General features: G+C 37.4%; 20 protein-coding genes. 13 read left to right on the plus strand and 7 right to left on the minus strand.

All coding sequences use genetic code 11. The features are described 5' to 3' along the window. Positions 1–44: 44 nt before the first annotated feature. The 3 genes from CS937_RS14650 to CS937_RS14660 all read right to left on the minus strand — a co-directional run bounded on the left by CS937_RS14650 (position 45) and on the right by CS937_RS14660 (position 5032). Complete coding sequence (locus CS937_RS14650) at positions 45–1328, minus strand: L-lactate MFS transporter (protein ID WP_099159217.1); 1284 nt, start codon at positions 1326–1328, stop codon at positions 45–47. A gap of 528 nt (positions 1329–1856) precedes the next feature. Beyond that, complete coding sequence (locus tag CS937_RS14655; RefSeq protein ID WP_099159218.1) at positions 1857–3278, minus strand: Na+/H+ antiporter NhaC family protein; 1422 nt, start codon at positions 3276–3278, stop codon at positions 1857–1859. A gap of 110 nt (positions 3279–3388) precedes the next feature. Next, the gene (locus CS937_RS14660) at positions 3389–5032 is read right to left on the minus strand and encodes a BCCT family transporter (protein WP_099159219.1); all 1644 of its coding nucleotides are present in this window, start codon (positions 5030–5032) and stop codon (positions 3389–3391) included. 295 nt (positions 5033–5327) lie between these two features. On the opposite strand from CS937_RS14660, the gene CS937_RS14665 reads away from it, so the two are divergent. From CS937_RS14665 to CS937_RS14680, 4 genes are read left to right on the plus strand one after another with little or no spacing between them, the layout of a single operon-like run. After that, positions 5328–5870, plus strand: a complete 543-nt coding sequence (locus tag CS937_RS14665; RefSeq protein ID WP_176555848.1) for a GbsR/MarR family transcriptional regulator — start codon at positions 5328–5330, stop codon at positions 5868–5870. A 15-nt stretch (positions 5871–5885) separates the two neighbouring features. Next, positions 5886–6782 carry a beta-keto acid cleavage family enzyme gene (locus tag CS937_RS14670; protein ID WP_099159221.1) on the plus strand — a complete coding sequence of 299 codons (897 nt, stop codon included), beginning with the start codon at positions 5886–5888 and terminating at the stop codon, positions 6780–6782. A gap of 1 nt (position 6783) precedes the next feature. Then, the gene (locus CS937_RS14675; protein ID WP_245835760.1) at positions 6784–7746 is read left to right on the plus strand and encodes a 3-hydroxyacyl-CoA dehydrogenase NAD-binding domain-containing protein; all 963 of its coding nucleotides are present in this window, start codon (positions 6784–6786) and stop codon (positions 7744–7746) included. 16 nt (positions 7747–7762) lie between these two features. After that, positions 7763–8236, plus strand: coding sequence for a thioesterase family protein (locus CS937_RS14680; RefSeq protein ID WP_099159223.1), 474 nt, complete (start codon positions 7763–7765; stop codon positions 8234–8236). A 63-nt stretch (positions 8237–8299) separates the two neighbouring features. Here the strand turns inward: CS937_RS14680 and CS937_RS14685 are convergent, their stop codons facing one another. Beyond that, positions 8300–9910: a BCCT family transporter gene (locus CS937_RS14685; RefSeq protein WP_099159224.1), complete on the minus strand. Its 1611-nt coding sequence runs from the start codon at positions 9908–9910 to the stop codon at positions 8300–8302. Between the two features lie 121 nt (positions 9911–10031). On the opposite strand from CS937_RS14685, the gene CS937_RS14690 reads away from it, so the two are divergent. Together CS937_RS14690 and CS937_RS14695 are read left to right on the plus strand one after the other, a co-directional pair. Then, a complete protein-coding gene (locus CS937_RS14690; RefSeq protein WP_176555849.1) occupies positions 10032–11069 on the plus strand; it encodes a MerR family transcriptional regulator in 1038 nt (345 codons plus the stop codon). A 15-nt stretch (positions 11070–11084) separates the two neighbouring features. Then, on the plus strand, positions 11085–11651 hold the full coding sequence (locus tag CS937_RS14695; RefSeq protein WP_099159226.1) for a GNAT family N-acetyltransferase: 567 nt from the start codon (positions 11085–11087) through the stop codon (positions 11649–11651). Positions 11652–11851: 200 nt separating this feature from the next. Here CS937_RS14695 and CS937_RS14700 read toward each other — a convergent pair whose 3' ends face one another. Continuing rightward, entirely contained in the window at positions 11852–12943 is a 1092-nt protein-coding gene (locus CS937_RS14700; protein ID WP_099159227.1) for an N-acetylmuramoyl-L-alanine amidase family protein, read from the minus strand. 699 nt (positions 12944–13642) lie between these two features. On the opposite strand from CS937_RS14700, the gene CS937_RS14705 reads away from it, so the two are divergent. The 5 genes from CS937_RS14705 (at position 13643) to CS937_RS14725 (ending at position 19828) form a co-directional block, all read left to right on the plus strand. Then, positions 13643–14185, plus strand: coding sequence for a helix-turn-helix domain-containing protein (locus tag CS937_RS14705; RefSeq protein ID WP_099159228.1), 543 nt, complete (start codon positions 13643–13645; stop codon positions 14183–14185). 42 nt (positions 14186–14227) lie between these two features. Then, positions 14228–16273, plus strand: a complete 2046-nt coding sequence (locus CS937_RS14710) for a hydantoinase/oxoprolinase family protein (RefSeq protein ID WP_099159229.1) — start codon at positions 14228–14230, stop codon at positions 16271–16273. Continuing rightward, on the plus strand, positions 16274–18007 hold the full coding sequence (locus CS937_RS14715; RefSeq protein ID WP_099159230.1) for a hydantoinase B/oxoprolinase family protein: 1734 nt from the start codon (positions 16274–16276) through the stop codon (positions 18005–18007). Positions 18008–18026: 19 nt separating this feature from the next. After that, the gene (locus CS937_RS14720; RefSeq protein ID WP_099159231.1) at positions 18027–18344 is read left to right on the plus strand and encodes a cupin domain-containing protein; all 318 of its coding nucleotides are present in this window, start codon (positions 18027–18029) and stop codon (positions 18342–18344) included. A 137-nt stretch (positions 18345–18481) separates the two neighbouring features. Beyond that, positions 18482–19828: a purine-cytosine permease family protein gene (locus CS937_RS14725; protein WP_099159232.1), complete on the plus strand. Its 1347-nt coding sequence runs from the start codon at positions 18482–18484 to the stop codon at positions 19826–19828. Positions 19829–19968: 140 nt separating this feature from the next. On the opposite strand, the gene CS937_RS14730 is transcribed toward CS937_RS14725, so the two are convergent. Beyond that, a complete protein-coding gene (locus CS937_RS14730) occupies positions 19969–21075 on the minus strand; it encodes a M24 family metallopeptidase (RefSeq protein WP_099159233.1) in 1107 nt (368 codons plus the stop codon). 206 nt (positions 21076–21281) lie between these two features. Beyond that, positions 21282–22352, minus strand: a complete 1071-nt coding sequence (locus CS937_RS14735) for a M24 family metallopeptidase (protein WP_099159234.1) — start codon at positions 22350–22352, stop codon at positions 21282–21284. A gap of 493 nt (positions 22353–22845) precedes the next feature. Here CS937_RS14735 and CS937_RS14740 point away from each other — a divergent pair, with 493 nt between their 5' ends. After that, entirely contained in the window at positions 22846–24690 is a 1845-nt protein-coding gene (locus tag CS937_RS14740) for a M3 family metallopeptidase (protein ID WP_099159235.1), read from the plus strand. Positions 24691–24767: 77 nt separating this feature from the next. Further along, complete coding sequence (locus tag CS937_RS14745) at positions 24768–25946, plus strand: M24 family metallopeptidase (protein ID WP_099159236.1); 1179 nt, start codon at positions 24768–24770, stop codon at positions 25944–25946. Positions 25947–25984: the final 38 nt, after the last annotated feature.

A 25984-nucleotide genomic window follows, 5' to 3' on the forward strand; every position in this document is an offset into this window, starting at 1 on the left:
AAGCGACAGGCACCTGCATATTACAGGCGCCTGTTATTTACTATTTATTGTACGTTACTTGCTACACCTGAAAGGCTTTGCTGTGATTTAGCTTGCTGATTTCTTAATTTATTTATATCAACTCTAATCCAAAGAGATATCAATAATGAAACAATGAAGATGATACCGAAAATAAACATTGTTACGTTGTAGCTATTGGTAGAGTCATAGATTAACGATAATAGAATTGGACCAACGACACCTGCCATTGCCCATGCGGTTAAAATATAGCCATGAATAGCACCAAGCTGTTTTGTTCCAAACAAGTCACCGATATATGCTGGAACGGAGGAAAAACCACCACCATAACACGTTAATATTGCGAAAACTAAAATTTGAAACAGAATTGCACTTGCTGCGAAAGGTAATAGGAAGAAAGCTACAATTTGGATTATAAAGAAAGCTGTATACACATTTGGCCGTCCAATGTAATCGGATAATGTAGCCCAGCCAAGTCTACCTCCACCGTTGAACAGCCCCATAACCCCAACCATTGCAGCTGCTGCAATCGGAGTCATTCCTGCAATTTCCTGCGCCATTGGTGATGCAACTGAGATGACTGCGATTCCACAGGTTACATTAAGGAATAACATTGTCCACAACATCCAAAATCGACGGGTTTTAATTGCTTCATTTGCTGTAAGCTGTGAAAGGTCTGTTTTAACATTAATTTTTCCTTTTTGGTCACTTTCCTTAAACCCTTTAGGAGCCCATCCCTCAGGGGGTGGCGATAAATATTGTGCAGCAAGCGTCATAACAATGAAATATGCTGCACCAAGAATAAAGAATGTATTCGAAATGCCAGCTGCCTCGATTAAAGCAGCTGCTGCAGGCCCACTAATGAGTGCAGCGAAGCCAAACCCCATAATTGCTAGTCCGGTTGCAAGGCCACGGCGGTCTGGAAACCATTTAACAAGCGTAGAAACCGGCGAAATATAGCCTATTCCTAAACCTATACCACCAATTACTCCATAAAATAAGTACAATAAAAATAATGATTCCATCGCTGTTGCTAATCCTGATCCAGCTACACCAACACCAAAGAACAACGCTGCTAGCATACTCGACTTTCTTGGTCCGTTTTTCTCAACAAATCTCCCCATAAAAGCAGCTGCAAACCCCAGTATAAAGATAGCAATACTGAATGCCAGTGAAACTTCTGTTGTCTCCCAACCGTATTGATCCACCATTGGTTTCGTAAAAACACTCCATGCATAGGCAGATCCGATCGAAATGTGAACACCAACAGCGGATGCAGCAATCAACCAACGATTTTTAACCTTCTCCATCCTTTTCCTCCTTGAAAAAATAATATAGAAAAACCCATGTTATTTTGTAAGTTTTAGCAAAATACAAGGGCTTGTTCTTTTCAAGAATACAAATGTGCCATAATCAAGGATGTAATGTGAGCTTTAAAAAAATTTATTACGTAAATTATAAACTTTCTGTTAACAAATTGATCGTACCATGTAAGCGCAACCAAAGCAATAGTTATTTTTTATTATTTACTATTATTATATAAGGTAAAAAGGCTTTTCCATAAACTTTGTTGCTTTTTTAAGCTTTGTAGTTTCAGTAAAATGCGACGTAAATTAATGCTAGGGCTGTCGTTCCGGAAATACACATCGCTTTCCGCGGGCTCGCGCTGAGCCTCCTCGCTCGCAAAGACCGCTCCCTGTGGGGCTCAGCGTCTTCGCTTTCCCGCAGGAGTCTCCGTATATTTCCTCCACTGGTTTGTGTAAAAACAAAATAACAAACTTTTGTAAAACAACAAAGGTAAAAAACCCCTCTTTCAAATAAAGAGGGGTTTGACTAAATCATACTAGGAAAAAGCCGGCACCTAAGTACAACACAGCTGCTATTCCGGCACCGATCGCAGCAATTTTTAGCTTATACCGAGCATAACCAACAAGTGGCATGTCAAGAATGGATGCGGTAGTAATGGTTGTATCACCAAGTGGTGATGTGAATGCACCGAATGCTCCACTTGCAAATACAGCCCCAACAGTTAACGGAATAGATGCGTCTGTGGCCGTCGCTAGTGTGAATCCAAGTGGCATAAATAACCCCCAAGTTCCCCATGATGACCCAATAAAATATGCTACAATCGCACCAATTACAAAAATAATTGCCGGAATGGTAAACGACGGCAAAAAGGAACCGAGAGTAGAACTAATAAACTGGGAAAATCCGAGGTCCTCCGCTACCAATGATAATGACCAAACAAGGACCAGAAGAACGATAGCTTGCATTAACTGATTTCCACCTTCAAAGAAGTGGTAGATAGTTTCATGTAAAGATTGTTTGCGGATCATGTAAAAGATAAAGGTTAAAATGAGTGTAATGAAAATTGCGAGCAGCATGACAAATGTAGCATCAGCGACTGAGAACGCCTGAAAGATGGTATCTGCTCCCTTTGCGATTCCATCCTGCCATAATAAAAATAGTGACAAACCAAGGAGTAAAAAAAGAGGTACAATCAAGTTCCATGGTTGTGCTTTTACAAGTGAGAGTTCCTTTTTCAAGCCCATACCGTGGAAATCGTGTTCTGTTCCACTAACATCCTTCGCTTTGTTTGGTTCGTCTTTATTCTTAGATGGAGACCAAAAGATTCCTACTACCCCGATGATTAGAAGCACAATTGCAAAAAAGTTGAAAGGAATACTGAGTAAAAAAACATGATAGGCTGTCATATCTAACTGATGTTTTTGAATACCGCCTTCGACCAATGAAATCATAAATCCTACAAATGCCGTCGCTACTGGTAATAACACAATAACAGATTCGGTTGATGCATCCATTGCAAATCCAATTTTCGATTTTGACAGCTTCATTTTTTCCATTATTGATTTAATAACAGGACCAATCATCATGATTCGAAACATTGGCATCATAAAGGTGAAAGGAAGGGTTAACCAGATTAAACCGATTAAGCCACGTTGCGACTTGATTTTTCCTCCAATCCATTCGGAGAAACCTTTAATTCCGCCAGCTATTTTCATCATGCCAACTAGTCCACCGAATAAATAAAGAAAGCCAATTATTTTAATATTTTCTTCATCTGATAATGTCGTAACAATATAGTTTACCGATTGCTGTGACCCACCTAATACTTCTGATTCAACAAGAAAAGCCCCAACAATAATACCTAAAACAAGTCCAGGTAAAATTCTCTTCAGCCAAATAGATAGGCCAATGACAATGAGAAAAGGTAGTAATGATAACCAAGCATGTTCCAATGTAACCCACTCCTTCCATTGTTACGTTGCCCAATTGGAAACACTTCATGCGAGAAATAATATAAAAAAGGGTGTAAAGCTTTATTCGCTTTACACCCTTCTAAATAACTTTATTTTATTTCTTTGTCCTGCATGGCTTCTAATGCTGAACGTTTTGACTCTCTATTCTTCCGCTTTCGCAGACGTTCTACTATTTCACGTCGATTGATATGAATTGTAGGTGGCTCATAGTCCTTTGATTCCTGTATATCCGTATTGGATGCTTTCATAAATGACCAGGCAAGTAAAAACATGATAAAGATAACAGGGAACCCAGCAACAATACTAGCGGTCTGCAATGTTTCTAAATCCCCCACAAACATTAATACAAGTGGTAACAAACATAGTGTAAAAGCCCAGAATAGACGATTCCAGCGCAGAGGTTCTGATTGTACTTCCTTTTGAACAACAGCTGCTAGAATGTAGGAAGATGAATCAAATGTCGTTGCTAAAAATATAACTGCAAGAATTGTAAATAATGCAATCATGATATTTCCCATGGGAAGCTGATGCAGGATCTCAATAATCGCAGCTGGTGCACCATGTTCATTCATGAAGCCTATCACATCAAAACTTCCTGAAAGCTGCAGATAAAGTCCAAAGTTACCCATAATGCCAAAGAAAAGAACACAACCTAATGTACCGTATATCATCGTACCTAAAATCATTTCCCGGATTGTTCTCCCCCGAGAAATTCGTGCAACAAACAAGCCAACAAACGGTGCATATACGACCCACCATGCCCAATAGAAAATAGTCCATGATTCTGGGAATTTAGTTTCGTTAAATCCTGCCAAGTTACCAAATGGTTCTAACCATGTTGCCATATGGAAAAAGTTATCCATGATAATTCCAATACTTGAGAATGTTGTTTCGCTAATAAATAATGTGGGACCGAATAAGAAGATGAATCCTAGTACGAAGATGGCAAGCCATAAATTTATATCACTTAAAACCTTTATCCCTCTTTTTAACCCAGAATAGGCACTAACAGCAAATATTAGCGTACAAATTAGCATTATAACTGCCTTCATTCCAAGTGTAATTGGGATTCCTGTCAGTTCATTTACTCCTTCTGCAATCATAGGTGTCCCTAATGCAAGGGTAGTACCTGCACCACCCATTAGTCCAAACATAAATAGTACATCGATAATGACACCGACTGGTCCGTCAACCAATCGTCCAAGGACAGGTCGAGTCGCTTCACTAATTTTAAGAACAGGTTTTTTTCGAACATAGTAGAAATATGCAATTGGTAATGCTGGTAATGTGTATATAGCCCAAGCGATTGGCCCCCAATGAAAGATACCATAAGCTGATGCCCATTCAATTGCATCTTTTGATTCTGGAGTAATACCAAATGGTGGCCCTTGATAATAATACGCCCATTCAATCATTCCCCAATAAAGAATACTTGAACCAATACCAGCAGCAAATAGCATTGCTGCCCATGAAAAAGTTCCAAATTCTTTTTTTGCATCTTTGTTTCCCAGCTTGATATGACCATTTTTACTGAAGGCTACAAACAAAAGAAAAGCAAATGCAGCCAGTCCAACTAATAAATAAACAACACCAAAATTTCCGGTCATGAAGTTGTTCGCTGTATTAACCACTTGTGCACCTTGTTCAGGAAAAAGAATAAGTGGTATAGATACACCTAAAATAAGTATTAAAGCCCCTAAAAAAGTTGGCCAATCAATTAGCTTAGCATTCATATAAAAAACTCAATCCTTTCTGATTTCACTTCGTCGCAGCGGGATGTCTTACATGTAGTAAAATTGAATAGTTAAGAAATAAATGGAGATATGTTAACCTAACACCTTCATTATGGTAAGGGCTAATATTTAGTTTGTAAACTTTATAAACTATATAAATTTTTTTGTTTATAAAGTTTACAAATTAAAATTCGTCAAATTTCTCTAAAATGCTTAAAATTACTTTATTATTTGTAGTTTTATTGAAAATTTATTTTATGTTACAGTTCCATAAGGCATAGATGAAAAGGAGATTATGATGCGAAACAATCCAGGTGAAATTTCTGATGTGAAAACACAGTTTATCGAAAAAATCGCTGATAATATGAACTATTTTGGTGTCTCAACTAGTGTAGGGCGTGTTTTGGGAATAATTTACATGCAGCGTGAACCAATGACGTTGGACGAGTTATCTGCTGAAACAGGTATGAGCAAAACACGTATGAGCCAGGTTGTACGTGAAATGATTGACTATAATATCGCTGAACGTGTATTTAAAAAGGGCGTTCGAAAGGATTTATACCAAGTTGAACAAGATTATTATCAAACCTTTGTGTTCTTGTTTACGTCTACATGGCAAAAAGCAATTAATAAAAGCAAACACTTTGAGAAGAGGCTGCAAACACAGTTGAAACTGTTGCAGGAGGAACGTAATTTAACGGAAGAAGAGGAACAAACAGTTAATGAGATATTAATAGAAATCCGTGAATGGATGGATTATTATGATTGGATTAGTCGTTTGGTCGATTTTTTCGAAAGTGGAGAAATATTTAAACATGTACCTAAAAAGAGAAGATAATTTGGAGGAATTAAAATGGCAAAGAAAAATGTTATATTATCATGTGCTGTAACAGGTGCCGGGGAAACAACAGGGAAAAGTCCGCATGTACCGGTCACACCTAGGGAAATAGCTGAATCGGCTATAAAAGCTGCCAAGGCAGGCGCGACAATTGCACATATTCATGTACGCGATCCACAAACAGGAAAATTAAGTCATGATGTGAATCTTTTTAATGAAGTGGTGGAACGTATTCGAGAATCGGAAACAGATATCATTATTAATATTACCGCTGGTGGTGGTGGTGATTGGGTACCAAGTGAGGCTGATTCAACTAAAGGCGGAGAAGGAACCGACATGCAAACACCTGAAGAGAGGCATGAACCGGTTGAATTGTTGCTTCCAGAAATATGTACATTGGACTGTGGAAGTATAAATTTTGGTAATCAGTTATATATAAGTCCGACTGATTGGCTCCGTAAGCAAGCGAAATTAATTCAGGCAAGCGGCGTCAAGCCTGAGCTTGAATGTTTTGATACTGGTCATGTACGTTTCGCCAACCAACTGGTGAATGAAGGGTTAATTGATGGTGATCCGTTGTTCCAATTTTGCCTAGGCATTCCTTGGGGAGCTGACGCAGATGCGGAAACACTTGCATATATGAGAAGCCGAATTCCTGAGAATGCAAAATGGGCTGCTTTTGGAATCGGTCGCATGCAAATGGAAATGGTTGCGCAATCGACTCTTCAAGGCGGAAATGTTCGTGTTGGGCTGGAAGATAACCTTTACTTGAAAAAAGGCGTGTTAGCAACAAACGAGCAGCTTGTTGATAAAGCACTTGGGATTATTCAAAGCTTAGGTAAAGATGTTATGTCGCCGACAGATGCTCGTGATTATTTAAACTTACGAAATCCTAATGGAAAGGTTGAATAATATGACAACGCAGATTAAACACATCACAGTAGTAGGTACTGGAGTAATTGGGAATGGGTGGATCACCCGATTTTTAGCAAATGGCTATCGTGTAACAGCATTCGATGTGGACCCGGCAGCTGAGGGGCGTATGCGAGAAGCGGTGAAAAATGCCTGGCCAGCGATGGAGAGAGCAGGACTAGAAGAAGGTGCATCCATTGATAACTTATACTTTGAACAGGATCTTGAAGTAGCAGTTCGTAATGCGGACTTTATTCAGGAAAATGTTCCGGAGCGTGAGGCATTGAAACGTAGCGTAATAGCTGAAATTGATCAGTCAGCTAAAAAAGAAACAATCATTGCATCAAGTACCTCAGGGATTCTGCCAAGTACTCTCCAGGCTGATTGTACGGAAAATCCTGAACGGGTAATGGTAGCACATCCATTTAATCCCGTTTATTTAATGCCGCTTGTGGAATTAGTTGGCGGTAACGCTACTAATCCGGCTTTTATTGATAAGGCAAAAGAGTTTTATCGTGCATGTAACATGAAACCACTTGTAATAAGACAGGAAATCGAGGGTCATGTTGCCGATCGTTTGATGGAAGCAATCTGGCGCGAGGCGCTTCATATAGTCAATGATGGTGTAGCAACAACAGAAGAAGTAGATGCCTCAATTGTATATGGACCGGGCCTGCGTTGGGCATTGATGGGACCATTTCTTACGTTGCATATGGGTGGTGGCAAACAAGGAATGCGCCATTTACTAGAACAATTTGGCCCAGCATTAAAACTACCATGGACTAAGCTAGTAGCACCTGAATTAACTGATGAGCTCGCTGAAAAAGTAATTTCTGGTTGTGAGCAACAAACAGCAGGTGTTAATATGGACGATTTAGAAACACGCCGTGATCAGTTTTTGATTGAATTACAGGAATTATTGGAAAAATATTGGCCGGCAGCCAGTTTGACAGGTAAACTTTAGGTGGGGGAGGTTACGTATGATGGTTGGAAAAGTAATTATCAAAGATAACGTTCGTAAGGAGTGGATTGATTATAATGGTCACATGAATGATGCTGAATATGTACGGGTATTCAGCTGGGGTGTTGACCGCTTTATGAAAATAATCGGTATTGACGATACATTTCGTGAGGAAAACAACTATACTATTTTTACAATGGAAAGTCATGTTTGTTATTTAGCCGAAATGAAGATTGACGAACCAATTGAGGTCCACTTGTCCATTATTGATTACGATGCAAAACGAGCACACGTCTTTTTTGAACTATATGGTGCTGATGGAAAGCGTGCTGCAACGAGTGAACAAATGCTAATGGGGATGAATCAATTAACTGGACGACCAGGGCCATTTCCGGATAGAATCTTAGCAAATATAAAAGAACTTGCCGCCAGACATACACCTAAAAAGAAACCGGGAGAAGTGGGTCGTGTAATCGGAATTAGACGAAAATAATAAGTGGAAAGGAGCTATTCTGGAATGAACTGAATAGCTCCTTTTTGGGTATTTTAAAAGTAATCATTTTTTTCCTTTATTCTCTAATGCCTCCAGTGCTGAGCGACGCGACTTGCCTTTTTTAACGATGTGAATAGTAGGTGCCTCATATGTATCAGAAGCACGAATATCTCTGTTCGATGCTTTCATAAACGACCATGCTAGGAGAAACATGATGAAAATGATTGGAAAGCCCGCTACAATACTTGCTGTTTGTAACGTTTCCAAATCTCCAAGGAACATTAGCGCTAGCGGAAGAATGCACAGTGTAAATGCCCAAAATAAGCGGTTCCATCGAAGGGGCTCACCTTTTACCTCTTTTTGTGTAACCGATGCAAGAATAAAGGATGATGAGTCAAACGTTGTTGCTAGAAAGATTATTGCTAAAACGGTAAACACTGCTACGATTATATGGGCCAGTGGAAGCTGATGCAGAATTGCAATAATTGCTGCTGGAGCACCGTTTTCATTCATAAATCCAATTACATCAAAAGCTCCTGTAAGCTGAAGGTATAAACCGAAGTTACCCATAATTCCAAAAAACAAGATACATCCAATCGTACCATAGATCATTGTTCCGAGAATCATTTGCTTAATGGTGCGTCCACGTGAAATACGTGCAACGAACAACCCTACGAATGGAGCATATACAAGCCACCATGCCCAATAAAAGATTGTCCATGATTCAGGGAAGCCTGTCTTATTAAACCCTGCTAAATTGCCAAATGGCTCTAACCATGTTGCCATTCGGAAAAAATTATCAGCAATTAACCCAATACTACTAAAACTGGTTTGGCTAATGAAAAGTGTCGGTCCAAATAGAAAAATAAAAACAAGAACAAAAATAGCAAGCCATAAATTTACATCACTCAATATTTTAATACCTCTGCTTAACCCTGAATAAGCACTAATAGCAAAAATTAATGTACATAACAGCATAATAACTGTTTTTAAGCCAAGTGTAATGGGGATTCCTGTCAGATCATGCACGCCTTCTGCAATCATTGGTGTACCTAGTGCCAACGTTGTACCAGCACCACCCATTAAACCGAATATAAATAATACATCTATTATTACCCCTAATGGACCATCAACGAGTTTTCCAAGAACTGGACGTACTGACTCACTAATCTTTAATACTGGTTTTTTTCGAACGTAGTAAAAGTAAGCAATTGGCAGTGCTGGTAATGTGTATATTGCCCAGGCAATTGGCCCCCAGTGAAAAATACCATACGAAGAAGCCCACTGAATTGCTTCATTTGATCCAGGGTTGATTCCAAAAGGTGGTCCCTGGTAATAATATGCCCACTCGATCATTCCCCAGTACAAAATACTCGACCCAATTCCCGCAGCAAACAACATTGCAGCCCAAGAAAAAGTACCGAACTCTGTTTGTTCTCCTCTACTCCCTAATTTAATACGACCATTTTTACTGAAGGCGACAAATAGAAGAAATGCAAATGTTAATAGCCCCATAAAAAGGTAGAGTACACCAAAGTTTTCAGTCATAAATGTATTAGCTAGATCGACAACTTTTTTTCCTGCCTCTGGAAACAGCATTAATGGGATTGTAACTCCCAATACTAAAATAAGTGATCCTATAAAGGTCGGCCAGTCAATCAATTTTGTCTGCACGGAAAAAATCATTCCTTTCTTGATGCTATCTCTTTAGTATGTTTTATTTAAAAAATGTTAAACAAACTTCTTTACCTTTCCGTTACGTTAACGTTTATAGTTAAAAAAGGAGGTGATGGATGTGCATATTAAGGAAGTGGCGAAACGATTAAACACTACAGCAAGATCGATTCGTTTTTATGAGGAGAAAGGATTGATTTCTCCTATAAAGGATGCTGAAAATGACTATCGAACTTTTACAGACAATGACATGATGCGGTTGAGTACCATCTTAGCGTTAAGGGAAATTGGTATTTCTGTTGAAAACATAAGAGAAATTTTGGAAGATCCCGAAATGAACATAAAGCAGTACCTTACTATTCAACGATCTGCACTGTTTGAAAAATGGATTGAAATCAAGGATATGATTGAGACGATTGATAAAATGGTTGATAGAACAGGCAATCAGGAAAATTGTATAGGAGATATTCAAGAGTTGTCACAGCATTTAAAAACGATGAAAAACATTCGTAAAAGCTGGAAAGATAAATGGAATTTTGACAAGCAGGCGGCTGATTATGATCAGAATATTAAAATGCACGGTTATCGCTTCAATGTTCATCAAGATTATGAACAGGCGCTAGAAAAAGTAGTTACGACAATCTCATTAGCGCCCGGTGATATGTGTTTGGATATTGGCATTGGAACTGGAAATCTTGGGTCAAGGTTTTTAGACAGCGGCGTAAACGTTATCGGTGTTGATCAATCAGAGGAAATGCTGAAGCAGTGTAAGGAAAAACATCCGTCAATTGAAACAAGAAAAGGACACTTTCTAACACTTCCGTTAATGGATATTCAGGTAGATGGAGTTGTATCAAGTTACGCATTGCATCACATACCTGATACAGAGAAATTGCTGGCACTTCAGGAGATGTCGCGGGTTGTTAAAGATGAAGGACAAATTTGTATAGTCGATTTGATGTTTTTAGATACAAATCATCAAATGCAGGTATTGGAGCGTTTTCGCTCGGAAGGGAATCTGGAAGCGATCGATGCAATTGAGGACGAATATTATGCCGATAGATCTCTGCTAATTAATTGGTTTAACGAACATAACTTTTATGTGGAAACACACCAGTTTAATGATATTTTAAGTATGATTTATGCTACGAAAAGGTAAAGGAGTGGATTAGGTTTGGTTTATATTCGGGGAGAGAAAGTTATTTTAAGAGATATAACAGAGGAAGATGTAAAGGAAATTTATTATTGGAAATATGAGGCGGAAGTCCGTGAACATTTAAATTGGAATGCTCCGTATCATCCACCAAAACCGATGACATTAGAGGAGTTCCGTCAATTCGGGAGACTAGCAGATAATTTAAATCGTGTGGTAACCGACAAAGTTAGATTGGAGCTTGTGATTGAAGCAGATGGCAAGCTTATTGGTACAGTCGGATGGTACTGGGTAGATGAAAGTACAAATTGGCTAAATAACGGCATCGCAATATACGATTCAAGCTATTGGTCTGGCGGTTATGGAACCGATGCTTTTCGGTTATGGACCAATTATATATTTGAGAACATCGATGTGGAGCGTGTAGGTATTTCCACGTGGTCAGGGAATGAACGTATGATGGGACTCGCGAAAAAGATCGGGATGATGGAAGAAGGGCGGATTAGAAAAGCCCGTGTTGTTAATGGAAAATATTATGACTCGGTTAAGATGGGAGTGCTGAGAGAAGAGTGGTGTATGCAATCTTAATTACTAGGTTGAAGTAGTAAATAATGAGGCAGGGACAAAAGTAAATACGAACAATGTACAATTTAGCGGAGGAAATATACGCAGACTCCAGCGGGATGAAAGGCATTGGTGAGTCCCCGAAGCGAGTTAGTTGCACCAACTATAATTTCTAGTTGTTCGGATTTTTCTTTGATAAAACAATTATGTCCCAGCCTCATCTATTATTGAAAATAATTTTTTAACCCATCAACGATTCCTTCAGCTACATTGTTCTGATAATCCGTTGTTTGAATCATGGATAAATCATGCGGATTGGTAATAAAGCCTAATTCTATAAGCACTGCAGCGTCACTATTTTCTCGTAACACATGATAATTTGACTGCATAATGCCTCTGTTCTGCATGTTTATTCCTTGTGTTACGGAAGCCTGAATATCCCTTGCTAGATCTTGACTTGCCCCATATGAATAGTAGTGTGTGCTAATACCTTGAATCGGAATTAACGGAAAAGCATTGAAATGGATACTGATGAATGCATCGGTGTTATATGCATTGCTGATCTGCACACGTTCATCCAGTGGAACAAAGTAATCGTCTGTTCTCGTTAAAATAACAGTAGCTCCCGCTGCGCGTAGTTGTTGTGCAATATTATCTGCTGTCATCATAATAAGATCCTTTTCAAAAATACCATCAATTCCAATTGCACCAGAATCTTTCCCACCATGTCCAGGGTCAATTACGATATTATATCCTTCCAGTGAAGAACTGGTTACCCCAGCAACTTGCTGCTTATTGCTCGTTTCACTTGGGTTTGAACCGGTGTATGTACTTGTAAGCCAAGCAGCAATCCAGCCTGTCGAATCATCGTTTAAAGTAACTTTGTGCCAGTCATTTTTCGTTTCTAGTAAATTAAACGTATCACCTTTAGACGTCGAGCCAATAACTTTATACGATGTTCCTGGACCTGTCCGAATTTGTACCTCATTTTCGGTAATTGTAATCTCCTTCTGATTTGAAGCTGTATTCACTTGAGTACGTTTACTAGCAGGAAACAAATATTGGGATGCAACCCATGCTTCTTGTCCATCATAATAGGTCTGAACCCACCCAAATGACTCTTGGAAAACAACAACATGATCACCTTCATCCAGGTTTCCAATTATTTTGGCACTGTGTGATGGAGCAGAACGGACATTTAGTGATTGAGTGCCGACTTCATAAATCTGTCCCTTTTCAGCATGAACGGTAGGAATAAAAATAAATAAAAATAACAGAAATCCAATCCCCGCTGTTAAAAATTCTTTTGACCTCATGTGATCCTCCTTTTCTTAGTTGATACTTCCTAACAGTGTAATATTTTCCAAATTAATAATCGGATAAACTTAATTGTACCAAAATAAAACAAAAGAACTAGCGAACAAATGATTTATTTTTGCAGGAATATAGATTAAGTTGAGAGAAATAGTAAATATGATTAGATAGTCTAAGATAGAAGGTACCTGGAATAAATCTAGCATTGAAGGAGGCGCAACAGTTTTAGCTGAAACAGATCTACAAATTATAATGATAATATAGTAAACCCTAACTAAATGAAGGAAACGGGGCACAATGGATTGAACGAATTATGAAGCAAATGAGGGCGAACAATTTTCGGTAAAGGTATCGAAATAATAGCTGTTGTTGGTTTAACAGCAATTAATGTTGAAACGATTATTGGATTCATCGTTATACCTAATACTAAACGAATGGATAATAACGGTTGGAAAGATAGTTATATTTCTTGCCGGGGTATTTGCAATGGTAATGTTTATTTCAAAAACCTTTCTAAAATCATGATTAAATGGAACACCTTTATAAAGGTGTTTTTTTGTTATAAAAAAATTTATAATTTAATAAATAGATAGATTTTTCTTTTAATTATAAAAAAATTATGTTAATATAATAAAAAATTTAGTGGAGGTGAAAAAAATCCGTTTTCACTGTAATTTTAAGGAATGAAAAAGGAAAATTAAATGGAAAACATTCATAAGAAAATAAAGAACCTAAGATTAGAAAATGAAATGACATTAAAGGATCTAAGCGAGAGTACAGGGCTTTCTGTTAGCTTTTTATCGCAAATAGAACGGGGGTCATCTTCGCTCGCCATAACCTCTTTAAAAAGAATATCAGATGCATTTAGGATAAATATTTCTTACTTTTTTGAAGAGATTGAGAACCATAATTATGCACTGCATAAAGAGGAGCAAAAGCCATTCAAAATAGAAGGTTCCGATGTCACGCATGTACGCTTAGCTGGAAAGTTTCCAGAACGGAGAATGGAGCCTATGATGGTAACATTGCCTCCCAATGAACTATTTATTGAAAGATATAGTCATCCAGGAGAAGAGTTTTATTACGTATTAAAAGGTATTGTAATCTTTAAGATTGAAGAAAAAGAATATGTCTTAAAAAAAGGTGATTCAATACATTTTCCATCTGAAAAAGTGCACCAATGGAAAAATCCTACTAATGAAGAATCAATTTTGGTAAGTGTGTTAACCCCGGTTATATTTTAAAAGTTTATTATTCTATAAATTTATTTAGGAAGGGTGAAAAAAATGAGAGTTGCAACAGATATTGGAGGAACATTCACGGATTTAGTATATGTTGATGATAATGGGCAAGTTGAAGTTGCCAAGAGCCATACTACACCTCCGAATTTTGAAAAAGGAGTTATCGATGTTCTTGATAAAAGTAATATAAATAAAGAGGCTATATCCACATTCATTCATGGGACAACCGTTATCATTAATGCTCTTACGGAAAGAAAAGGTGCAAAGACAGGGCTAATTACGACGAAAGGGTTTAGAGATGTTCTTGAAATTGCTCGGGGTAATCGTCCTGATTTGTTTAATATTCGTTATGCGAAACCAAAACCATTTATTGAACGATACTTGAGACAGGAAGTTAAAGAACGTCTCAATTATAAAGGGGAAGTTCTAACACCTATAGATAAAGAACAAGTAAAAGAAATTGTTGAATACTTCAAACGTGAAGAAGTAGAAGCAATTGCTGTAGCTTATTTGCATTCCTATGTAAATCCAGAACACGAAAAGGAAACAATTCGGTTGATTAAAGAAATATGGCCAGAGGTAGCAGTGTCTGCCTCACATGACGTGACAAAGGAATGGCGCGAATATGAACGGACAAATACAGCGGCATTGAATGCATATGTACAACCAGCAGCAGCTACGTATGTGAACAAATTATATAACAAATTGACCAATTTTAATACGAATAGCCAAAACTTCATCATGCAGTCAAATGGTGGTACCACAACATTTGAGGAGGCCAAAAAGGTTCCAATTAATATGGTTGAATCTGGTCCTGTTGCAGGAATCTATGGTGCTGCGGTACTTGGAAAATTGATTGGTGAGAAAAATATCATCGGATTTGATATAGGTGGAACAACAGCAAAATGTTCGCTAATAGAGAATGGAGAGGTAAAGGTTTCCACGGATTACTATATTGAACGAAATGATCGAAATGCCGGATACCCAATAAAAACACCAGTAGTTGATATTGTGGAAATTGGTAATGGTGGTGGTTCTATTGCCTGGTTGGATGAAGCTGGTTCATTAAAGGTCGGCCCACAATCGGCTGGAGCTGTGCCTGGTCCGGTGTCATATGGGCAAGGTGGAACAGAGCCAACTACAACAGATGCAAATCTATTAACTGGCCGGCTATCCGCTAAGAACTTCGATTACGATGTCAACTTGGATTTGGTTAGGAAGGTTATTCAAGAGGAAATCGCAAATCATTTTGATATGACTGCTGAAGAAGCGGCACTTGGTATTATCCGAATTGCCAATTCCAATATGCTGAATGCGTTAAAACTAATATCGATTAGAAAAGGACATAACCCGCAAGATTTCACATTAGTTGCTTTTGGTGGCGGTGGATCAATGCATGCTCCAGCTTTAGCCAAGGAATTAGGTGTTAAAAAAGTTGTTATTCCAATAGCTTCACCTGTATTTTCTGCATGGGGTATGTTGATGAGTGATCTTCGTCATGATTATATCAAAACATATATAAAGCGCATAGCAAATTTAGAACTCGATGAAATGATGGCACAATGGAATGAGATTGAAGGTGAAGCATATCAGCAGTTTGGTGATGAGGGTATTCAGAACGAGGATGTCGTATTTAACCGTTTTGCAGACATGCGTTACCTGGGCCAAGAACATACGGTAAAAGTACCTGTTCCGGATGGTAATTGGACTGAAGATGATGTACAAGAAATTGTTGGAAAATTCCATCACTTGCATGAGCAAAACTATACATTTAGGCTTGACAATTCTGAAACAGAAATAGTCAACATACACGTTACAGCACTTGGAAAAGTGAAGAAGCCTATGATTAATAGAATAGAACGTCAAACAACGCTTGAAGATGCAAAAACAGAAACAAGAAATGTATATTTTGAAAATCCAAAGGGCTGGGTTCAAACAGATGTATATCAACGTGAACTACTACCTATAAACGAAATAATTCAAGGACCTTCAATTGTCGAAGAAAAAGCAGCGGTTACTGTAATTTATGAAGGGCAAACACTTAAAGTGGATGATTATGGAAATTTAATAATTGAAACGGGGGCGAGATAAATGTTGTTGAATGAAACAAAAGCCGATCCATTTACACTGGAAATTGTAAAAGACTCGCTACTTGCTACTGGAGATGAAATGTTTATTGCGTTAGCGAAAACATCGATGAGCCCAATTATTTATGAAGTACTGGACTATGCCAGTGGACTAACTGATGCGAAAGGCCAATTATTAACACAAGGTAATGGAGTTACAGGATTTATCGGAATGCTGTCTTTTATGGTTAAACAAACATTAAAAAAGTACGGTGAAAAAGGTGAACTTAAACCGGGAGATATCATTATCGTTAATGACCCGTATGGTGGCGGTGGATCTCACTTATCGGATGTCGGATTAGTAATGCCGATATTTTACGATGGTGAACTGATCGCGTTCTCTGCAAATAAAGCACATTGGACAGAAGTTGGCGGTAAAGATCCGGGTTCATTTACGAATGATTCAACGGACATCTTCCAAGAAGGCTTGCAATTCCCATCTATTAAATTATATGATGCCGGTCAACTAAATGAGGGGCTTGTTGAAATTATCCGCGCGAACGTGCGCTTCCCTGATTTGTCCCTTGGTGATATGTGGGCGCAAGTCGCAGCACTTAAAACAGGAGAAAAAAGAGTAAAGGAAATTTGTGAAAAATACGGAAAGGAGATGATACTTGCAGCTATAAACAACCAGTTGGATCATGGTGAAACGATATCAAGACAGGAGCTTTCAAAGTTACCTAATGGCACGTATAAAGCAGACGGATTTGTAGAAACGGATGGAATTGGAAATGGACCTTTTCCGATACAAGTTGAAGTTACGATTACGGATGATGAATTCGTTTGTGATTTTAAAGGCAGCAGTCCGCAAGTTCCTGGCTCTGTCAATTGTTCATTTACTGGTCTTGCATCTGCTGTACGAACGATTTTTCTAGCAATAACGAATCCAGACCAAAATGTTAATGATGGCGTATTTAGACCATTAAAAATTATTGTCGATGAAAAATCAATTATGTCTGCTGAAAGACCTGCTCCTACATCGAATTATTTTGAAACGATGCTAGGATGTACGGATTTGATATGGAAGGCATTGGCACCACATATACCACATAGACTCGCGGCAGCACATTTGTTATCTGTTTGTTCTGTTACATTATCGGGTTCTCATCAAGATACCGATGAACCATTCCTAATTGTAGAACCTTCTGTTGGTGGATGGGGTGGAGCCGATGGAAAAGATGGGGCAAGTGGACAGTTCTGTATTTTAGATGGGGAAACTTACAATGTTCCTGTAGAAGTTGCTGAAACTAGATACGGTGTCATGCTTGATGAATATAGTTTACGGATTGATGGTACAGGAGCTGGTGAGTACATCGGTGGTAAGGGTGTCATTCGATCCTATCGGGCACTGACTGATGGACAAGCAGCTACTATCACCTATGGCCGTAATCAATATCGCCTATGGGGAACAGGTGGTGGACTAGAAGGCTCTGTTAATGAATTTTATATTCATAAATCCAGTGGGGAAGTCGATGGGCCACATGGTGTTTACCCACGTTACGCATTACAAAAAAATGATGTTCTAAAATTAATGACTGCAACTGGTGGTGGATATGGGGATCCATTAAAACGGCCAGCTGAACAAGTTGCACGCGATGTAAAAAATGAATACTACACGGTTGAAGAAGCAAAAACTTTATTTGGTGTCGAGGTTAATCCAACAACATTTAGTTATCAAGAATTAGCTGTCAGAAAATAAATTGCGAAGGGGAAACGATATGGAAGTAAAGGAACGTGGTTTTGATAAAAAAGGATTGCTGACGTTATTTGAAGAAAAGACTGATAATATTGATGTAAAGTTTGGTACCGTAACAATTTCTCCTGGTGAAAGGGTGCCTAAGGAAGGTTTATCGCTACATGAGGAAAATGAATACTCCGTTATTGTTAAAGGAAAAATTGAAGGTGAAAGTGGGGGGGAACCATTTACGGTTTCCGAATCCAGTTCAACTTTAATACCTGCCGGAGAACAACATTGGGCAAAAAATTCAGGTGAAGAGCCATGTGAAATTGTGTGGGCGCTTGTAAAAGAAAAATAACTGAATATATGGTAGTAGAAAAGTGTAGGCTTTTCTACTACTATTACTTGATAAATTTTCTGAATTTTGCATATTAAATATGAACATCCAAGATTGGAGCAAAACATTCTTAAATTAAAAAGGAAGTGTGCATTAATATGAATGATAAAAATGTAAATAGTATAGAAAAGGATGAAGCACTTCATGCTGTTCCAAATGAACAACGACAACATTGGCTTACCCCAGCAATGATTTTTGGTGGGCTTGAATTTACAATTCCTGTATTAATGGTAGGTGCAACGTTAGCAGGAAGCTTTGGTCTTAGTAAGATTTTCTTTATCCTAATCATTGCTCTTTTTGGTATCCAATGGATCGGAAACGCCTTACAAGGTTATATTGGTGCCAAAACAGGCCGATCCTCATCTGTTATTGCTCGTACTAGTTTTGGAGCAATGCAAGCACGGTTTATTGTTGGATTAACCATTTTCGTTGTTTCACTTGGTTGGTGGGCGGTGCAGACATCTGTTGCGGGAAATGCGATATCCGCAATGTTTGGTGTGGATTATACATCACAATGGGGATTATGGGCATTAATTACAGTAGTAGCAGGATTGCTTTTTGCTATTCCATCAATTATTGGGTATAGTTCGATGAAATGGACGGATTATATCGCAGTTCCTGCTGGTTTACTCTTAATTGCTGCTGGTATTTATTTTGCTTTAAAAAATACAGGATGGGAAACGATTTCTAACTGGAATCCAGAACCAACAATGGGAATCTTAGCAGCGATTAGTCTTGTTATTGGTGCAAACGTATCACAGTGGGTTATTGCTTCTGACTATACCCGATATGCAAAACCAACTATTAAAGATAATGCATTAATTCCAACAGGTATTGTTCTAGTAGGTTTTCCATTATTTATTGTTGGAGCTGTCATGTCTGTAGGCGTAGGAGATGCTGATATCGTCAATGTAATGATGAATTTAGGATTTCCGGTTTGGGGATTTTTAATTCTATGGTTTGCAACATGGACCAGTCAACTAGTAAACAATTACAGTATGGGCTTGGCTCTTGCAAATATGTTAAATGTTAACTCGAACAAAGGAAGAGCTTTACTAACATTTGCCGGGACCATAATTGCTATTATCGTGGCATTGGCAGGGATTCTCGATTATTTTATGGATTTCTTATATTTAACAGCATTAGTATATCCCGCAATTGCTGGCGTCATGATGGTTGATTTCTTTCTTATACGTAAGCGTACATGGACGGATAATAAGGGCTGGAACTGGATGGCGACTATTGCTTTAGTTGCTGGTACATTATTAGGATATTTAACGCAATATGTAACAACTTTTGGGCTACCGGCAGTTCAATCACTAATTGCATCCGGCATAGTATATTATGTTGCAATGAAAATAAAAGCTAAAGTAGCACCGGATCAATTTACGGAAGATACTAGAGGCGATATCGCAATGGATGATCTAGAAGTGGAAATTAAATAAATACAGTTTGTGAAAAAGGTGATTATTTCCCTGTATGAATGATATGAAATCATTATGCGGTATTTTTTTGTCATCAACATAATGTCTGTTTCATTTATTAGAAATCCAGTGGGGGATGCCCCACTGGATAAAGTTTATTTCTATAAAATCTGCAACTCCCTAGGGAATGAGGTTAATACTTCAGCTTTACCATCTTCATTGATATAAACCTCATCTTCAATACGAACGCCGCCATAATTAGGGATGTATATCCCAGGTTCGATTGTAAATAATAAGCCATTTTCAGCTATTTGCTCGTTATTTTCATGGATAGAAGGTTCCTCATGAACTTCAATTCCCAAACCGTGTCCGACACGATTGTTGAAATAATCCCCGTAGCCATTTTCTTTAATAACATTTCTTGCTTCGATATCAAAAGTTTTAAGTGGTACACCTGCTTTAACAGCAGTTACCCCTGCTTGATTAGACTGCATGACAATGTCATAGATTTTTTTCTGTTCTTCAGTTGCTTCTCCAATAATGAATGTTCTTGTAATATCTGAACAATAGCCTTCTTTTGTTATTACCCCCATATCAATAAGTAAAAAGTCCCCTTTTTGGAAAACACGATCACCTGGTGTTCCATGTGGTAGTGCTGCTTTTTCGCCAGTTAGTACAATCGTTGAAAATGACGGACCTTCTGCACCATATTTCTTCATCAGATATTCCAACTCGGCTGTTAATTCCAATTCCGTCATGCCATGCTTTACCTTTTTTACCCCCTCGTCCAACACTTTTTCAATTATATCAACAGCTTTTTGTACATACACCAGTTCTTCTCTGGATTTTTTTAGTCGCTGTGCGTTAATAAATGACTGGATGTCATCATAATAAGCTTTTGGAAAAGCAGCTGACAAATGCTTGTGTTGGAACATGCTCACGGTTTTCATTTCTAGACCGAAATGCTTTATATTTTCTCCAAGCTCATTTTTAAGTATGGCAAATGGATCTTCTTCATCGGAAATTGGAACAATGGTTTGAACGGAGGATTCATCATCGGCAATTTCCTTATCCAATGCCGGAACGAACAGGGTGCATGCATTATTGCGGCTATCTAAAATTAATGCCATAAATCGTTCATGCGGATCGGAATTAAAACCAGTATAGTAGAAAACATTTGCTGGTGAAGTAATCATTGCTACGTCGATGTTATTTTCGTTCAAGCAATCTTTTAGCGTGTTTAATCTAGTTTCGTAATTAATTGTCATCGTAGAACCCCCTATTAGTTTCATATATAGTTTAACATGCAATATTCGTGCCGTTTAAGGAGTTGTAAAATCCCCTTCATAAATTAAAATAAATGCCAATCCTTACATTATTATTTTGCCATAAATAAAAAAGCCGTAACTTTTTTAGATGGCCTTACGGCTTTTTATTTCATCAGAAATAATCATTAAGAAGAAAAAAATTATTATTAAATCATAATTAGGTTTTTGGGTGAATGTGTTAATATTTCAATTCCATCAGATTTAATCAGCACATCATCCTCAATTCGAACACCACCTAATTCAGGTATATAAATACCAGGCTCAATTGTTACAACCATACCAGGTGCCAGTGTTTGTTTAGAATTTTTTGAGAAGTAGGGATCTTCATGTATATCTAAGCCGATACCATGGCCGCCACCGTGTCCGAAGTATTTTCCATAACCTTTACTAGAAATAAAATCCCTAGCCACTGCATCCACTTCTCTACAACCCATACCTGATCTAACGGTTGTCAGACTTAAATTTAATGCATCATAAACAATTTGATAGATTTCTTTTAACTTTGAATTAGGTTCACCTACAGAAACAGTTCTTGTCATATCAGAAGAATAGCCTTGATATAGAGCCCCGTAATCGAAAGTGATCATATCTCCGTTTTCTATAACTTTTTCACTCGCACCTCCATGTGGATAAGCAGAACGATAACCAGATGCGGCAATAATTCTTGCCGAAGCATTTGAAGTTGCTCCTTTTTTCCGCATAAAGTATTCGATTTCATGAGATAAGTCTAACTCAGTTATGCCTGGCTTAATAAGTTTAAGCAAATGGTTAAACGTCTTATCTGTGATTTCCGCCGCTTTTTTGATTCGTTGTATCTCGTCCTCTGATTTGATCATTCTCAGCTCTTCAATAACATTTTTTGTTGGTTTTAACTCAAGGTTTAAATTATTTTTTAATTGCGAGTAAAGATCAAAACTTACATCCGTGGACTCAAAACCAAGATATTTAATATTCATATGTGTGAGTTGATTAGAAACATTTTTTAATAATGATTCAGAAGACCCACAAATGATAATTTCAAAATCTGTTACTTGTTTTTGAGCCTGATCACTATACCTGAAGTCCGTTATAAACTTTGCTTCTGTTTCGCTTATTAAAGCAATTCCTGCTGTTCCATCAAAACCTGTTAAATAGCGACGATTGTATGGGTTTGTAACTATAAATCCATCAATACCTAGATGCTTAATACCCTCTCTTAACTTGTCTAACCTCGACATAATAAATTTCCTCCTTTGATCCCAACTTGTAATAAAAGTTAGAATTTTATTAATAAAATTTTGTTCACTATAAATATGTATGCAATTTTTGAACCAACTTAATTAGCATAAATAGTTTTAACTTCTTTATTACGGTATAAAGGATAATTTAAGTTTATATGAAATTTATGAAAAGTGAATTAAGTGTCAATGAAAATAAAATGTTAGAAAAATTGTGTATAGAAATATTTACAGAATATTATTTCAAAGTCCATTTGAGGAAAAAGTTGTTATTGAATAACAGCTATAAATAGTTATAATTTTAGGAAATATGTGATATTTTTTTATTTTTAATCTAATTGAGTAAAGTTGGCATACCTATTGCATTAATAAATGTGAAAAAGAAATGAGCGATTGGATTGTAAAAAGAAAGGGGGCTTTGTTGAACACAATAAGTGGATATGTAGATATATGAAATCCAAAAGATAATAACAATTTAAAGGAGAGTTTAAACATGAGTCAAATTTTACGAAAAGATGTCCCAAAGGAAAAGACGTGGGATCTAACCCCAATATTTGTTTCGATAAGTGCATGGGAACAATCATTCTCAATTGTTGAACGAAAACTAGACGATTTGTTGGCAGGCAGAGACACATTACCTATCTCTAGTTCAAGAGAGCTTCTTAATAGCTTGAACCGATTTGATGATTTGAAAGAAAAATTAAATCGTACAACAAGCTATGCTATGTATAAATTCTCTGAGGATGAATCTGATGCGGAAAACCAAGAAATGATGGGTCGTTCTTTATCCCTAGCTGCTAAAGGTGGTCAGGTCACAACCAACTTTACTAACGAATTATTAAATCTTAAGAAAGCCGACATAGAAAAATGGGAAAAGGAGGTTAAGGAACTAAATAAATTTAAACGATTTCTGAATAGATTAAACGATATTCGTGACCATACACTATCTCCAGGTATGGAAAACACACTAGCAACATTATCAGAAACGTTACGTGTACCTGAAGGTGTGTTTCACTCTGTTACATCATCTGATATTAAATTTGAACCGGTTAAGGATAAAAATGGAAGAGAGTTTCCAGTTTCTTTACACATGTACATGACTCAAATTGAAACTTCACCAGATACATTATTACGTCGTAATGCTTTTCAATCTTTAACTAACGGATTGAAAAAGTATCAACATACATTGGCAAAATCATTATCTAGTGAAGTGAATAAAAATATCTCTTTAGCTAAATTACGAGGTTATGAATCTGCTAAGGATATGCTTCTTCAATATTCTTCTGCAGATAAATTCTATGCTGCAGATGGTATTTCGTCAGAATTCCTTGAAGATATCTTAGATACATTTAGATTTGAACTTTCACCACATATGCAACGTTATGCAAGATTGAGAAAAAGACAACTTGGGTTAGATAAACTTCTGTTTTCAGATGTAAAAGCACCATTAGATCCTGAGTTTGATCCACCAATTAGCTATGAAGAGGCAGGTCAAATTATTACAGATGCTGTTGGAGTACTAGGTCCCGAATATCAAAATGAAATGTCACGTGTATTTTCAGAAAGGTGGGTATATCGAGGAGATAATGTAGGTCGTAGAATGATTGCATTTGGTGGAGGAGTTCATGGTGTTCATGGTTATTCATTTTATCCATGGGGTGGGAACTTGTTTGACATGCTTCTTTTAGGCCATGAGCTCGGCCATACCTTACACTATTCTCTTTCAATGAAAAATCAACAATATATTAACAATACTCAATCGCATTTATTTGTAGAGGCCCCATCGACTCTAGTTGAACAACTCATTGTTAATTACTTAAAAAATAATCGAGATGACCCAAGATTAAATCGTTGGTTAAATATGTATTTAATGATGAGTTATCACCATAATTGTGTTACGCATGTACTTGAAGCTGAGTTATTAAGGAGGTTATATAATTTAGCAGAAAATAAGCAACCTCTTTCTACATCAATTATAAGTGAAACAAAGGGTTCGATTTTGTCTGAGTTCTGGGGTGATACTGTAGAAATTGACGAAGGTGCAAAATTAACGTGGATGCGACAGCCTCATTATTATATGGGTCTTTATCCATTTACCTATTCAGTTGGTATTTCGGCATCAACCATAATGGCCAGTCGGATTCAAGAAGAAGGATCAAATGTTGGCGAACAGTGGACTAAGGTATTAAAACAAGGTGGAAATATGGGTGGTCTTGACTTATATAGAATGGCTGGGATTGATATGTCCAACACGAATAATCTAAAGAAAGCTATTGCAAGAGTTGGAACAATCGTCGATGAGTTAGAAGATAGTTTCAAATTGACTGCAAATGAATAGATATGAACACAGACATTATTTGAATTTAAGTGTTAATTGTTGAAATTGTTTTAAATCTAAATAAGGAGTGAATTGAAGTGAAACTTTCTATTTCAAATGAAGAGATTCATGAAAGGCAAGAAAAGTTCAAGTTACAAATGCATGATAATGGGATTGATGGTGTTATTCTATTTAGCTCAGCTGACATTTTCTATTTAACGAATTTTCACTTCATTTCTACTGAGCGTCCGACAAGTTTTTTTGTTGACCTTAAAGGAAAGACGCATCTACTGGTACCACAATTAGATGATGGGTATGCCAAAGAACATGCGTGTGTAGATGAAATTCATTACTACCATGAATTTCCTGACCTCTGTCACCCGATGGAAGAGTTTAAAAAACTTTTGGTAAAATACGGATTTATTGGTAAGACGATTGGTTTTGACTCTGATGGTTACAGTTCACCATATGGATATCGGGGTCCACGCTTAAGCGAAATTATTGATGCTAATTTTAAATCTGTATTCCCTTGGGTCGAGGAGATGAGGTATGTTAAATCACCAACAGAAATCGAATTGATTAAAGAGTCTTGTAGATGGGGAAATTTAGCCCATCGATTGTTACAAAAGTATTCAAAGGCAGGATTCAGTGAAGTAGAAATCGCAAGTAGGGCTAGTTATGAGGCAACATTAATCATGGTTGACACATTAGGTAATGGTTATAGACCGTATGGAAATACTGCTTTTGCTACCTTTAGAGGACAGGTTGGAAAGTTATCAGCTTATCCACACATTGTGACACAGAATGTTAAGTTAAATAAAGGCGATAATCTTGTTACAGGTGCTGCTGCGGATGTGTGGCGTTATTGCAGTGAATTGGAAAGAACGATGTTTGTTGAGGAAGTTAGTCCTGAGCAGGAAAAATTTTTCCATCATATGTACGAAGCGCAGGAAGTGGCCTTTAGCAATATTAAACCTGGACAACCGACTTCAATTGTTGACAAAGAAGTGCAGAAATATATCGATGAAAACGGACTTAGAGAATATGTTCCACACCATACCGGACACGCCATTGGTTTAATGATGCATGAAGCACCTTTCTTTGATCTTGGAGATAACTCAATAATGGAGCCTGGGATGGTTTTTACAGTTGAGCCAGGTATTTTCGTAAAAGGATTAGGAGGATTCCGCCACTCTGATACGGTACTTGTGACAGAGGATGGGATGGAAATGCTGACTTATTATCCGAGGGATTTAGAATCAATGATTTGTTACTAAATATTTAATTAAGTAGAACAAGTATTTATAAAAGTGAA

This window comes from Virgibacillus ndiopensis (assembly GCF_900187325.1).
GTDB classification, from domain to species: domain Bacteria; phylum Bacillota; class Bacilli; order Bacillales; family Amphibacillaceae; genus Virgibacillus_E; species Virgibacillus_E ndiopensis.